The following is a 12,525-nucleotide window of genomic DNA, read 5'->3' as shown; positions in this document are numbered from 1 at the left end:
ACGTGACGCGGTATCAGGGGGCGACGGTGAAGCTGCTGCGAGTAGGACCGCCAGGACAGGAGACGCCGGCGTTGCTCGACGAGGCCGGCCACCTTCGTGACCTCAGCGGCGTGATCAGCGACATCGACGCCGGTTTCCTGGCGGCCGACGGCCTGGCTCGGCTGACCGGCCTCGTCCCGCACGACCTGCCACCGATCGACGGCGCCGGGCTACGGATCGGCCCCCCACTGCGACCCGGAAAGATCGTCTGCATCGGGTTGAACTACCGCGACCACGCGGCCGAGACCGGGGCGGCACTACCCGCCGAACCGGTGGTCTTCCTCAAGGCGGCCGACACGGTGGTCGGTCCCGACGACGCCGTGCTGGTGCCCCGCGGCAGCACCAGGACCGACTGGGAGGTCGAACTCGCCGTCGTCATCGGCCGCAAGGCGCGCTACCTGCCGTCGGTCGAGGCGGCGTGGGACTGCGTCGCCGGATACGCCATTTCCCACGACGTCTCCGAGCGGGAGTTCCAGCTCGACCGGGGCGGCCAGTGGGACAAGGGCAAGTCCTGCGAGACGTTCAACCCGCTCGGCCCGTGGCTGGTGACCGCCGACGAGGTCCCCGATCCACAGGATCTGCGGCTGCGGCTCTGGGTCAACGGGGTGCTGCGGCAGGACGGCACCACCAAGGACATGGTCTTTCCGGTGGCCGAGATCGTCCGCTACCTGAGCCAGTTCATGGTGCTCTACCCCGGTGACATCATCAACACCGGCACCCCGGCCGGTGTCGCCCTCGGGCAGCCGGAGCCCAAGCCGTACCTGGTCGCCGGTGACGTGGTCGAGTTGGAGATCGACGGCCTGGGCCGGCAACGTCAGACGTTGACACCGGCGTGACCGGGGATTTCACCGGCCTGTCGGCGGTGGTCACCGGCGGGGCCTCCGGCATCGGCCTGGCCACGGCCACCCTGCTCGCCGAGCGTGGTGCCCGGGTGGCCTGCCTGGATCTGAACCCGCAGCAGGTACCCAAGCCGTTGCTCGGCCTGGCCGCCGACGTGACCGACGACGCGTCCGTGCGGGCCGCGATCGCCGCCGTCCACGTCGCGTTCGGCGGCCTCGACGTCCTAGTCAACAATGCCGCCATCGGCGCGGTCGGCACCATCGAGGCCGACACCGACGACGAATGGCACCGGGTGCTCGACGTCAACGTGGTCGGCATCGTCCGGGTGGCCCGGGCCGCGCTGCCGCACCTGCGGGCCTCGACGCACGCCGCGATCGTCAACATCGGCTCCATCGCCGCCTGGCTCGGCCTGCCGCAGCGGGCCCTCTACAGCGCCAGCAAGGGCGCGGTGCAGGCGCTCACCCTGGCGATGGCCGCCGACTACGTGACCGCCGGTATCCGGGTCAACTGCGTCAACCCCGGCACGGCGGACACCCCGTGGGTGCGCCGACTGCTCGACGCCGCCGACGATCCGGCGGCCGAACTGGCCGCGTTACGGGCCCGCCAGCCCATCGGTCGCCTCACCACCCCGCAGGAGGTGGCCGCCGCCGTCGCGTACCTCGCCAGCCCGCTGTCCGCCGCGACCACCGGCACCGTGCTCGCCGTCGACGGCGGCATGCACGGCCTGCGACTGCCCAGCCCGCGCCCGGAAGCGTAGCGAGGAAGGCACCCTTGTTGCCGCCTCAGGTGTAGCAGGGCCTCCCTGACAATTGAACAACTGGCGAGAGGAATGAATGAGCCTTGAATTGAGGAGCCGCAGGGGCTCACGAATGGCTGTGGCCGCCGTCGCGATCGGGGCGGTTCTCGCCCTCGCCACGGTGGTGACTGCGGGCACGCGTGATCGCGGCCCGGCCCGCCAGCAGGAGGTCGCCAGCAACGGGGTACGGATCTCGGTGCCGGCGGGGTGGCCGCGCAACGCCACCAAATGCGGTACGCCAATGAGCAACACCTACATCGTGGATGTCGACCTGATCGCGGGCTGTGCCGTGTTGCCGAGACCTCGCGTCGACTACGCCGAGATAAAGCGCGCAAATCTCGATCTCGACCCGGAGGCTCAGCTCGCGACCGAGGCGGGTGAAGCATTCGGCCACCCCGTCCTCCGCGGCGGCGACGTGCTGTCGGATGGCCGGACACGGCAAGTGGTGGTGGTCCCAGACCATCAGGTAGTCCTCGTCGCCGTGTCCAGCAACCCGGCGCTCGCCGAAGCGATCACCCATTCACTCCGAGTCGACTGAGATCTTGGAAATCTACCGTTAGCTGCTAACGGGAACTGTCCAAGATCTCGTGCCAGCCTCTCAGCACGGACGTTACCGACCAGGCGGAGGCTGGGGCGTTACTCGGATTCGCGCTCCGGCTCGGCCACGTACACGCCCTTCCCGGGATGCCCTTCGACCAACTCTCTGTCTTTGAGCAACGACATGACACGGTGGATCGTGGAGATGTGCACACCGTGCTGCTCGGCGAGTTGGCGCGTGGACGGTAGCTTCTCCCCCGGTGCGAGCTCGCCAGATTTGATCTTGCTTGTGATCTCGTTCGCTATGCGGCGGTAGTCGACTCTCTCGGTGGGCATGTCGCTCTCCGTCGGTTCCCTGGCTTCGGCACGCCAATCTGATCACGAGGGAACCTGTTCCAGCAAGTTGCATGATCTAGCTATATGCGCCTCCTTGACCTACTTCAACTTGTTGGAGTAGGTTGCTGTCCGGGCCGGTTCCCTGGTTTCGGCAAACTCCTCGGTTCCGGCCCGCATACCCACCTCGGACAGTGCCACGCCCACCTTCGGAGTGGGCACCTATTCGACACCGGGCGGAAGGTGCCAGATGGTCAACCCCGTTGACATGCAGTTGAACGCCGTTGGACCTCCGAACAAGATCAGTGTCTTGGACCATCACGGAGAGGAACGGCGGGGACTGGCGTTCGACCCCCTCAAGTGCTCCCGGTCGGCAACCCATGGGTAGTCCACGCACAGTCGAACAGGAACGCGGCGTGGAGAGCGACGCGGTGCCGATCGGGCGGCGGGTGGCGTACTGGCGGGCGCGGCGGCGGATGTCGCAGCAGGTGTTCGCCGATCGGCTCGGTAAGTCAAAGAGTTGGGTGGACAAGGTGGAGCGTGGGGCGCGGGCCCTGGACAAGGTTTCCACGTTGCGGGAGATCGCCGCTGCGCTGCGCATCGACCACGCGTTACTGCTCGGGCAGGACAGTCGGCCCGCCGACGCGGCCACGCGGATCGAGGGCGTGGAGGTGATCCGGGCGGCACTGTCCGCGTACGACATTGCTTTGGATCGGCCGGCGGCGCGGCGTGACGTGCCGGACGCGGCTCGGCTGGCGCGCGGCGTCGCGCATGCCTGGACCAGTTTCCAGCATGCGCGGTACCCGGCGTTGCTCGGTCTGCTGCCGGAGTTGCTGGCCGGGGCGCAGCGCGGTCATGCCCACGATCCGAAGGCGGGCCGGGTGTCGCTGGTGGAGGCGTACCGGGTGACCGCGTCCCTGCTGGTGAAGCTCGGCGAGACCGAGTTGGCCTGGCTCGCCGCCGACCGGGCGATGGCCGTCGCCACCGGTGATCCGATGGTGGTGGCCGCCGCCACCGTGCAGCTCGGCCAGGTGTTGCGGGCCGCCGGTCGGACGCGGGAGGCGAGCACGGCGACGCTGGCGGCGGCGTACCGGATCGGCCAGGCCGACCTCGATGTGGTGCGCATGTCGCTGTGCGGGACGCTGCTCGTGCAGGCGGCGCTCGCGGCGGCCCGGCAGGGCGACGAGCGGGCCGCCGCCGCTCGGGTCGACGAGGCCGCCGACCTGGCCGCCGAGGTCGGCGACGGCAACGACCACTATCGCACCAGCTTCGGACCGACCGCCGTGGCGCTCGCCCGGGTCACGGTCGCGATCGAGTTGGGTACGACGGACGAGGCGATCGCCCAACACGAGAAGGCTGTCGGGCGGGACGGCTGGCGGTGGCTACCACCCGAGCATCGCGCCGCACACCTGATCGACGCCGGTCGCGCGTACCTTCAGGTTGCCGACCCGGTCAACGCGGCCCGGGTGCTGCTGGAGGCCGACCGGACCGCGCCCGCCGAGGTACGCCACCGGCCCGCCGCCCGCACCGTGCTCACCGGCACGGTGCGCCATCCTGATGCGCCGGCCACGATCGTCGCGTTGGCCGCCAGTCTCGGGGTGGGCAGCGCCTGACCGCGTCTGACGGGTTCACGGTGGTGGGGCCGGGACGGGTGCGAGCAGGCGTTGCCGCTCGGCGGCCACCACTTCCTGGACGAGCTCCGCCTCGGACAGGTCCACCGCTTCCGGACTTGCCTCGGCCATGTCGCTGACCCGGGCGTACTCGTCGAAGATGCGCCGCTTGCCCGCCAGCAGTTCGGTGATCCGCTGGTCGACGCCCTCCTCGGAGAGCAGCCGGTGCACCTGCACCGACCGGACCTGCCCCATGCGGTGCGCCCGGGCGACAGCTTGCGCCTCGGTGGTCGGCTTGAGCTGAGGTTCACAGATGACCACGACGGACGCGGACTGGATGTTGAGCCCGACGCCACCGGCCACGATCTGGGCCACCAGGACCGCACCGTGGCGGGCGGCCGAGAAATCGTCCACCATCTGCTGACGGTGGTTGGCGGGCACCGATCCGGTCAGCGGCCCGAACACCGGCCCGGGCACGGCACCGGCAACCACGTCGAGCACCGCCCTGAAGTGCGAGAACACGAGGACCCGACGCTTGTTCTCGGCCGCTTCCCGGACAATCTCGACGAGTCGCTGCAGCTTGGTCGACTGGGCTGCCTGAAGCATGGCCGCCTGACGCATCTGCATGAAGTTCCCACTCATGACCGCCTCGCGGTAGCGCTCCGTGTCCGCCGGGGACATCGGCAGCCACTCCTGCACCTCGATGAGTTCGGGTAGTTCGTCGAGCACGTCGTCCTGGTTACGGCGTAGGTACGCCGGTGCGATCTGCCGCCGGAACCGTGCGGGTGTCAGGTCGGTGGCGTCGACCGTGAGGTCGGGGCGTACGAAGGAGGCGAGGTTGCGGAACTCGTCGACCTTGTTCTCCAGGGGCGTACCGGTGAGCAGGATGGCCCGTTCGGCACGCGCGACGAGTTCCTTCGTCCTGATCGACCGCTGCGCCTGCGGGTTCTTGACGTAGTGGGCCTCGTCGACCACGACACACCCCAGGTCGGGGTGGTCGCGCAGGGCCGACTCCCACCAGGCGAGGGTTTCGTAGGTGGTCACCGCCACGCCCCCGTGCCGCATCCAGGTGCGGGCCGCGGCGTCGCGTTCCGGGCCGTGCACCCGGTACGGGCGCAACGTCGACTTGCCAGTGATCTCGCGGACCCAGTTGGTGACCACGGCCGCCGGGCACACCACCAGGAAATGGGTGCTTCCCCGGCTGCTCAGATGTGCCAGGACCGCGATCGCCTCGACGGTCTTACCGAGACCCATCTCGTCCCCAATGATGATCTTGCGCTGGACGAGGGCGAAGCGCGCGGCGAAGCTCTGATAGCCGCGCAGGGACGCGGTCAGATGTTCGCCGTCGAGCGCCTGGTCGCGTACCGCCTTGACGATCTCGTCCGGGAGGTCGCCGTGCACCGCGTTGTCGTCGTGGGTGGCGAATCCCAGCTCCGAGAGCATGGCGAAGTAGTCGGCGGGTCGGGTGAGGAAGTCGTCCCACGGATCGGCGCGCACGCTTCGCCGGCCGGGTGCGGACGACCGCTTGAGCAGCTCGGCCCGTCGTATGACGAGCTGGATGCTCTCGCGTAGTCCGGTGACGGCGAGTCCCCGGGTCGGCACCACGAGCAGATGACTCGTCCTGCGGTCGATGGTGCTGCCCAGCGACGCGAGTTCGGCGGCACGTTCGAGGTCGGCTGCCGCCCCACGCGTCCTCCGGTGCGTGTCCCACTCGGCGAGGCATCGCAGCAGGTGCGTGGTCTCCGGGTGGCGGTGGTCGACGTCGATGCGGACCGGCGTGTCATCGTAGGTGGTCTGCCACAGGGTGCGGGCTGCGCCGAGCATGCGACGGGCCGAGGTCTCCCCGACACCGGGCAACGCCTGAAGGGACGCGCCGACACGCAGCACATCCTGCACGGTGGTGATTCCCGCATCGGCCAGTGGCCCGAGCCGGAACCGGTCACGGGTGACGGTCCGCAACGCCTCCACCGGCATGTCCCGTACGACCCGTCCCACCTCGACCTGCCTGACCTTCTCAGCCGCTGCCCGGGCCGCCGAGCGGTACGAGGCCTCCCCCGCCACGACCTGCTCGATGGTCGCCAGCGCCGCCGGCAGAGCCGCGAAGACCGACCGCTCCACCAGCTCGGGCTCCGGGCCGGTCCGCTCGGCGAGGAGGGCGAAGCGTAGGACCGGGTCGAGCAGGTCGTCGATGCTCGTCCGAGCCGACTCGACGGATGCGGCATGGACGCGGAGGTGGGCCAGACGCTCGGGGCCGGCGGTGGCGATGACCTCCGCGTGCCGGTGACGCAGGAACGTGGCCGCGGTGACCGCCGACTGTTTCCGTGCCGGCCCGGTGAAGTACCGGCGTACGTCGAGCATGGGCGCCAGGTCGACGACGGCGCTCGGCGCATCGTCGGTGAGGAGGCGCAGCAGGGCACGATCGGCGGCCGTCATCGCCGGGAGCAGGGCGCGTTCCCGTAGTCGCCGGGCCGCGTCGCGGTCGCCCTCCCGCAGGGCGAGTACGCGCCACGCGGCGTGGCCGGCTCGGTCGACCACGACACTGCGGGTACGCATGGTTTCCTCGGCACTGCTGGCCGCGTGCTGGACGGCCTGGTGCCGGTCGCGCACATCCTCGGCGAGTTGCCTCCATCGCCTGAAGTCCGCCACAACACGACGCAACTCGTCCCGCTCACCCCGCCCCACACCCACCCGGTCCCGATACCCGCCTCCCTACCCCGCCATACCGCGTCACGCGATCATGCAGTTGTGGCACCTGCCAAAGTGGTGCATTCACCGTATTTCTGGTGCCACAACTGCATGATCAGCAAAAAGGGGGTGGGGGCAGGGGTTGCTCGATGGTGTTGGCTCGGCGAGCGGTGTGAGGTGCGTTACCTGTGCGCGTGTCGGGAATCAGGGTGGCGGTGCGGGGTTGCAGGCAGATATGACCATCGCACCACGTCCCGCCCGCTCCTTGATGCTGCGGGAGACCTTCCGGTGAACGGCGTCGACATCGCCGACCCGCCACCGGCGTCGCTGATGCCGGGCGACCTAATGAGCTCCCGTCAGCGCCTACGCCTCATTCTCGTCCTCGGCTCGCTGATCGCGGTGGGCCCGCTCACCATCGACATGTACCTCCCGGCACTGCCCTCGATCGTCGACGACCTCGACACCACCTCGTCGGCGGTCCAACTGACGCTCACCGGCACCCTGATCGGTCTCGCCCTGGGACAACTGCTGATCGGTCCGCTCTCGGACGCCGTCGGCCGACGTACTCCGCTGATCGCCGGCACGGCGCTGCACATCGTGGCCTCCGTGTGTTGCGCCCTCGCCCCGAACATCGCGGTCCTCGGCACGCTGCGGGTGGTCCAGGGTCTGGGCGCCGCGGCGGCCGCCGTGATCGCCACGGCCGTGGTCCGCGACCTGTTCAGCGGTGCGGCCTTCGCCCAGCTACTGTCCCGTCTGCTGCTCGTGATGGGTGCCGCCCCGATCCTCGCGCCGACCCTCGGCAGCGAACTGCTGCGGTGGACACAGTGGCGGGGTGTGTTCGCCGCTCTCGCGGTCTTCGGCGTACTGCTGCTGTTGATCGCGATGCTGGGCCTGCCGGAGACGCTGCCGCCGTTGCGGCGACAGCGCGGCGGTGTGCTGCCTACCCTCCGGCTGTACCGTTCGCTGCTGCGTGACCGCGCCTTCGTCGGGCTGGTGCTGGTGGCCGGGCTGGCCATGGCGGCCCTGTTCGCCTACGTCGGTGGTTCCTCGTTCGTGCTGCAAGGGCAGTACGGGCTCGACGAGCAACAGTTCGGGTTGGCCTTCGGTGCCGGGGCGATCGGGTTGATCGCGGCCACCCAGGGCAACGTACGCCTGCTGCGCCGCTGGTCCCCGCAGCAGATCCTGCTGACCACCCTGATCGTGGGTTCCGCCGCCAGCCTGGTGCTGCTCGGCCTCGCCGCGACCGGGATCGGTGGCCTGGCGGCCCTGCTCGCCGCACTCTGGGTGGTGCTCGCCACGGCCGGTCTGGCCCTGCCGAACGCCCCCGCGCTGGCCCTGAGCCGGCACGGCGAGGCGGCGGGTACCGCATCGGCCCTGCTCGGCGCGGTGCAGTTCGGCATCGGTGCGATCGCCGCGCCGCTGGTGGGTGTGTTCGGCACCGGTGCCGTGGCGATGGCCCTGGTGATCGCCGGTGGGATCGTGTCGGCGCTGATCGTGCTCCTTGTGGTGGTCCGCCCCGGCCAACTCGTCGTGCCCGACTCGGCGGAGGCGGTGACCGTCGTGGCGCACTGAGGGGTGTCGCGCCGCCGTCGGTGTCGGAGGTCTGCCCTACCGTACGGCGGCGTGAACGCAGTCCAGACGTACCGTTATCTCGCCCCCTCCACCCTGACGCAACGATCGCTCGCCTTGCAGACCAGTGGTGGTCCGACGCCGAATCCCCGTTTCTTCACCGGTTTTCTCACCACCGGGCAGGCGGCTGCGGTGGGTTTGCTGGCCGTGGCCGAGGTGGCCCGCACCCGCTACCACCGGCCGGTCACCCCGGCGAGTCTGGATCCGGTGGTCACCGGCAGCCGTGACCGGCTCCGCTTCGAGTCCTTCTCCGGGTGCTGCGGGGTGTACGCGCGGCTCGACGCGTTGCCCGAGGGTCTGGATGGCGATGTCGCCGAGCACGGCACCACCAACGTCGACGTGAACAATCCGCTGCGCGAGGCGCTGGCCCGGGTGAGCGGTCTGGACCCGCTGCACCTGTCGGTCGGTCCCGACGACCTCACCGTCTCCACGTTGGATGGTGCGGTGGTGGAGAAGAAGGTGCCGCTGCCGGTGCGCTGGCTGCGTGGCTTCGCCGAGGTGCAGGTTCTGGCCGCCCGGTTCGAGCCCCGGGCCGAGCTGCCGGCGACCGAAGCCGCCGCCTTCCTGCGTCGGCTGCCCCGGGGCGGTGACCGGTCGGTGCTCTGGGTGGTGCCGGCGGGCCGGTCCCTGCGGCTGACCGCCCGACCGGTCGCGGGGGCGGTCTGCCTGGCCGGGGCGGGCCGGCTGGTCGCGCTGCAACCGATGCTGCGCTTCGCGAAGACCCTCCGGGTGTACGGCCCGACGGTGGCACCCGGCTCCGGTCCGGCCCCGAGCGTCTGGGAACTGGACACCGGCGCGCTGCGGCTGTCGCTGACCCTCTCCCCCGAGCCGTACCGCGGCTTCTCCGGTGAGGGCGCCGTTCTCGCCGCGCTCGCCGGTGACGATGTCGTCGACGACGCCAACCTCATCTCCGCCCTGCTCTCCTGGGATCCGACCATCGACACCGATCGGCTGGCCGAGCAGGCCGGCATCGACGCCGACCGGGTACGTGGCGCTTTGGCCCAGCTCGGCACCGCCGGTCGGGTCGGCTACGACGTGGCCGACGCGGCGTACTTCCACCGGGTGATGCCGTATGACGCGGGCCGGGCCGAGCGGGACAATCCTCGGCTGGTCGGTGCGCGGGCGCTGCTCGACGCCGGAGCGGTGCAGCGGGACGGCACGGCGGCGACGGTACGCAGCGGCGATCAGGTGTACCGGGTCCGTCAGCTCGCCGATGGCGGGCTGACGTGCACCTGCCCATGGTGGGCGAAGCATCGGGGGCAGCGTGGGCCGTGCCGACATGCCCTGGCCACCCGGATGCTGATCACCGAGCAGGTCGAGGAGCCGGCATGAGGCACACGGAGGACACCATGCGGCGTCGGCAGGAGCTGGCCGCCGGCGGCACAAGCGATCTGTTCGACCTGGTGGACAGGGGTGCCATCGACGCGGTCGCGGCGGCGCTGCACGGGTTGCCGGAGCAGCGCCGCCGAGAGATCGGCGTCGAGCTGACCGCCTGGTTCAAGCAGCACGAGCGGCGCACCTGGTGGTCGGCCGGCACCGGGACCGCCCTGGCGATCGCCGTGGTCGGTTGTCTGCCGACCGCCGCCCAGGCCGCGCAGATCCTCGGTCGTCCCTCGGTCAACCCGAATGGTCGCCTCGCGGCCGAGCTGGTCCGCGTCGTCGCGCAGGAGCGGGGGGTCGACTGGCTCGTCGACCTGGCTCATCGGATCGCGGCCCGGTTCCGTCAGGACACCTGGGTCGGCCGCTGGCATTTCGTCGCCACGCTGCTGCACCACGAGGGCGGCGAGCCACCGACGGACGACGTGTCCGTGCAACTGTGGTTGACCGCGGTGGAGTCCCCGGCCCAGTTCCACCAGGGTCAGGCACCCCCGGTGGTGGACCGACTGCGCGACGATCCCTTCCTGCCCGTCATGCTGCCCCGGCTCTTCGAGGTGGACGGCATCGGTAACCAGATGATGTTCATCGCCGGGCACCGCGACTGGGACGACCCGGGCCGGCCCGCCCTGCCGGCCGCCCTGGCCCAGCTCGCCGCCGAGGGCGTGGTCGACCGGTTGCTCCTGCTCGACGGTTGCCTCAGTCGGCTGCTGCGCGGCGACCGACCCGTCGCGCTACGCGCCTTCACCACCCTGCTCGACGAGCTCGCACCGACCGACGCCGAGGTCACCGCCCGGGTCATGGACTATCTGCGGCTGCTCGTCGACGCTCCCGCGTCGGTGGCCACGATGGCGCAGAAGACGCTGCGGAAGCTGCCCGAGCTGGAGCTGGAGTCGGTCCTCGACGCCTCCCGCCAGATGCTTACGCGACCCGACAAGACGCTGGTCAAGGCTCAGCTCGGCTGGCTCGACCGGCTCGCCCGCCAGCACCGGGACCGGGCCAGCGAGATCGCCGAGGTGATCGCGGTCGCCGCCGAGCACCCCGCCGTGGAGCTACGGGAGCGTGCCGTGGCGCTGGCCGCCCGGCACGGCTTCGACCCGGAACCGGGCGGGGCGGCGCCGGCGGTGACCCGGCCACGCGGCGACGACCTGCCCCCACCTCCCCCACCCGCACCGGCATCCGCGCCCATCACCGACCTGGACGAGTTGACCGAGGAGGTCGCCGCGCTGCTCGCCACGCCGCAGCAGGGAGTTGCGCTGGAGCGGATCCTCGACGGGCTGGTCCGGCTCGCCACGACCGACGGAGACCGGATCCGCACCGCGCTCGGCCCGGTGATCGAACGACGGCACTGGTCGTGGGCGGACCACCGCTCCGATCCACTGTGCCTCTGCGGCATGGTGGTCGAGGTGTTCACGAGCGCCGGTGCCGGCCGCACCGACCGGCAGCGGGAACGGTGGAGCAAACTCCTCACGGCGACACACCGGGCCGACGCGACACCGGAGCTGGTGGTCACCAATCCCCATACGCCGCCGGTCCACCGGCTGTTCCGCGCCCGGCTGGTCGAGATCGGCGCGTACCTCAACGAGCCGGGACGACCGGGCCTGCTGGCCACTCCCACGTCGACAAACGGGCTGCTCGACCCGATGACGCTGGTGGAACGGCTCACCGCGCTCGGTGATCGGGAACCGGGCCACTGGGATCTCACCCAGGCGCTGCTGCGGTTGCCGGCCGACGTCGACGAGTCGATCGCCGACAAGGCGGCGGCCCTCGGCACGGCAGCCGGCCTACGGCTCGCCACCTGGTTGCGCGACGGCGGCCTGCCGCGGCCGGTCGTCCGGTCCCGCACCGTCAACCAGAGCAGGCGGCACTGGGCGTACGCGCACATGCCGGCCGAACGGATCCTGGCCGAGCTGGCCCCGCCCGCCGGGACAGTCGACCGGTACGGGCTGTTCACCGCACCCGCCACCCCACTCAGCGGCGACCACGCCGGCTGGGTGCACCTGTGGCCGTCGATGTTGCCCGGGCATCGGGGCATGGTCACCGCGTACCTGCTGCCACTGGTCGCCGGTGCCGCGGACATGGACGAGCGTGGCGGCGCCGCGGTGCTGCCCCTGCTCGCCGAGATCGGTGGGCCGGGCGGGGTGGCCCTCGACCTGGCGGTGGCCTACGGCCTCGCGGCCCGACACGCCCCGGACCGGGTGGCGGCGCTGGACGCGTTGCTCGCCCTGGCCGCCGCCGGTGACATCGACGTGGCCGGCATCGGGGAGCAACTCGGGGCACTGGTCGCCCGGCAACTGGTGAAGCTGTCCCGGGTCGGCGAACCGCTACGCGACGCCGCGCAGGCCGGTGCGCCACTCACGGTGTGGCGGCTGCTGGCCGCCGCGCTCCCGGCGGTGCTGGCCATGCCCACCGCACCGCGCGGCCTGCCGGAGCTGCTGACCGTGGCGGCGGAGACGGCCACCGCGACCGGCGTACGCATCGAGGTGCCCGGCCTGGCCGACGTGGCCGGGCGGGGCGGGTCCGGCCGCCTGGTCACCGAGGCCCGCCGCCTGCACCGCGCACTCGACGCGGCGTGAGCCGCTGATCGACGGTTCGCCCGTCGCACCGGTCGACGGGCGGGCCGGGCGGTGGCAGGGGCCGGCACGTCAGATCCTGGCGACGGTGATCGCCGTCGCCAGGATC

General features: G+C 71.1%; 9 protein-coding genes. 7 read left to right on the top strand and 2 right to left on the bottom strand.

The window, feature by feature from the left end; translation table 11 throughout:
* Positions 1-2: 2 nt before the first annotated feature.
* The 3 genes from Vlu01_RS06335 to Vlu01_RS06325 all read left to right on the top strand — a co-directional run bounded on the left by Vlu01_RS06335 (position 3) and on the right by Vlu01_RS06325 (position 2,213).
* On the top strand, positions 3-875 hold the full coding sequence (locus tag Vlu01_RS06335; RefSeq protein WP_275409260.1) for a fumarylacetoacetate hydrolase family protein: 873 nt from the start codon (positions 3-5) through the stop codon (positions 873-875).
* Complete coding sequence (locus Vlu01_RS06330) at positions 872-1,636, top strand: SDR family NAD(P)-dependent oxidoreductase (RefSeq protein WP_203995337.1); 765 nt, start codon at positions 872-874, stop codon at positions 1,634-1,636. Before Vlu01_RS06335 ends, Vlu01_RS06330 begins: the two co-directional genes overlap by 4 nt.
* A gap of 112 nt (positions 1,637-1,748) precedes the next feature.
* Entirely contained in the window at positions 1,749-2,213 is a 465-nt protein-coding gene (locus Vlu01_RS06325) for a hypothetical protein (protein ID WP_203995336.1), read from the top strand.
* 98 nt (positions 2,214-2,311) lie between these two features.
* On the opposite strand, the gene Vlu01_RS06320 is transcribed toward Vlu01_RS06325, so the two are convergent.
* On the bottom strand, positions 2,312-2,548 hold the full coding sequence (locus tag Vlu01_RS06320) for a GntR family transcriptional regulator (RefSeq protein ID WP_203995335.1): 237 nt from the start codon (positions 2,546-2,548) through the stop codon (positions 2,312-2,314).
* A gap of 413 nt (positions 2,549-2,961) precedes the next feature.
* On the opposite strand from Vlu01_RS06320, the gene Vlu01_RS06315 reads away from it, so the two are divergent.
* Complete coding sequence (locus tag Vlu01_RS06315) at positions 2,962-4,158, top strand: helix-turn-helix domain-containing protein (protein ID WP_239095731.1); 1,197 nt, start codon at positions 2,962-2,964, stop codon at positions 4,156-4,158.
* 15 nt (positions 4,159-4,173) lie between these two features.
* On the opposite strand, the gene Vlu01_RS27770 is transcribed toward Vlu01_RS06315, so the two are convergent.
* The gene (locus Vlu01_RS27770; protein ID WP_275409259.1) at positions 4,174-6,843 is read right to left on the bottom strand and encodes a DEAD/DEAH box helicase; all 2,670 of its coding nucleotides are present in this window, start codon (positions 6,841-6,843) and stop codon (positions 4,174-4,176) included.
* Positions 6,844-7,128: 285 nt separating this feature from the next.
* Here Vlu01_RS27770 and Vlu01_RS06305 point away from each other — a divergent pair, with 285 nt between their 5' ends.
* Genes Vlu01_RS06305 through Vlu01_RS06295 form a run of 3 tightly spaced genes read left to right on the top strand, consistent with a single transcriptional unit; the run spans position 7,129 to position 12,419 of the window.
* Complete coding sequence (locus Vlu01_RS06305) at positions 7,129-8,412, top strand: multidrug effflux MFS transporter (protein WP_308440928.1); 1,284 nt, start codon at positions 7,129-7,131, stop codon at positions 8,410-8,412.
* Positions 8,413-8,463: 51 nt separating this feature from the next.
* The gene (locus Vlu01_RS06300) at positions 8,464-9,801 is read left to right on the top strand and encodes an SWIM zinc finger family protein (protein WP_203995333.1); all 1,338 of its coding nucleotides are present in this window, start codon (positions 8,464-8,466) and stop codon (positions 9,799-9,801) included.
* Positions 9,798-12,419, top strand: coding sequence for a DUF6493 family protein (locus Vlu01_RS06295; protein ID WP_239095730.1), 2,622 nt, complete (start codon positions 9,798-9,800; stop codon positions 12,417-12,419). The genes Vlu01_RS06300 and Vlu01_RS06295 overlap by 4 nt, the downstream gene beginning before the upstream one ends.
* The last annotated feature ends 106 nt before the right edge of the window (positions 12,420-12,525 follow it).

The organism is Micromonospora lutea (assembly GCF_016863535.1).
GTDB lineage: Bacteria > Actinomycetota > Actinomycetes > Mycobacteriales > Micromonosporaceae > Micromonospora > Micromonospora lutea.
This window is presented reverse-complemented; position numbering and strand designations above follow the sequence as displayed.

What these genes read in the sequence shown, in the direction of transcription:
- Vlu01_RS06325 (WP_203995336.1), top strand. Translation starts at nt 1,749, where the DNA reads ATGGCTGTGGCCGCCGTCGCGATCGGGGCGGTTCTCGCCCTCGCCACG.
- Vlu01_RS06320 (WP_203995335.1), bottom strand. Translation starts at nt 2,548, where the DNA reads ATGCCCACCGAGAGAGTCGACTACCGCCGCATAGCGAACGAGATCACA.
- Vlu01_RS06295 (WP_239095730.1), top strand. Translation starts at nt 9,798, where the DNA reads ATGAGGCACACGGAGGACACCATGCGGCGTCGGCAGGAGCTGGCCGCC.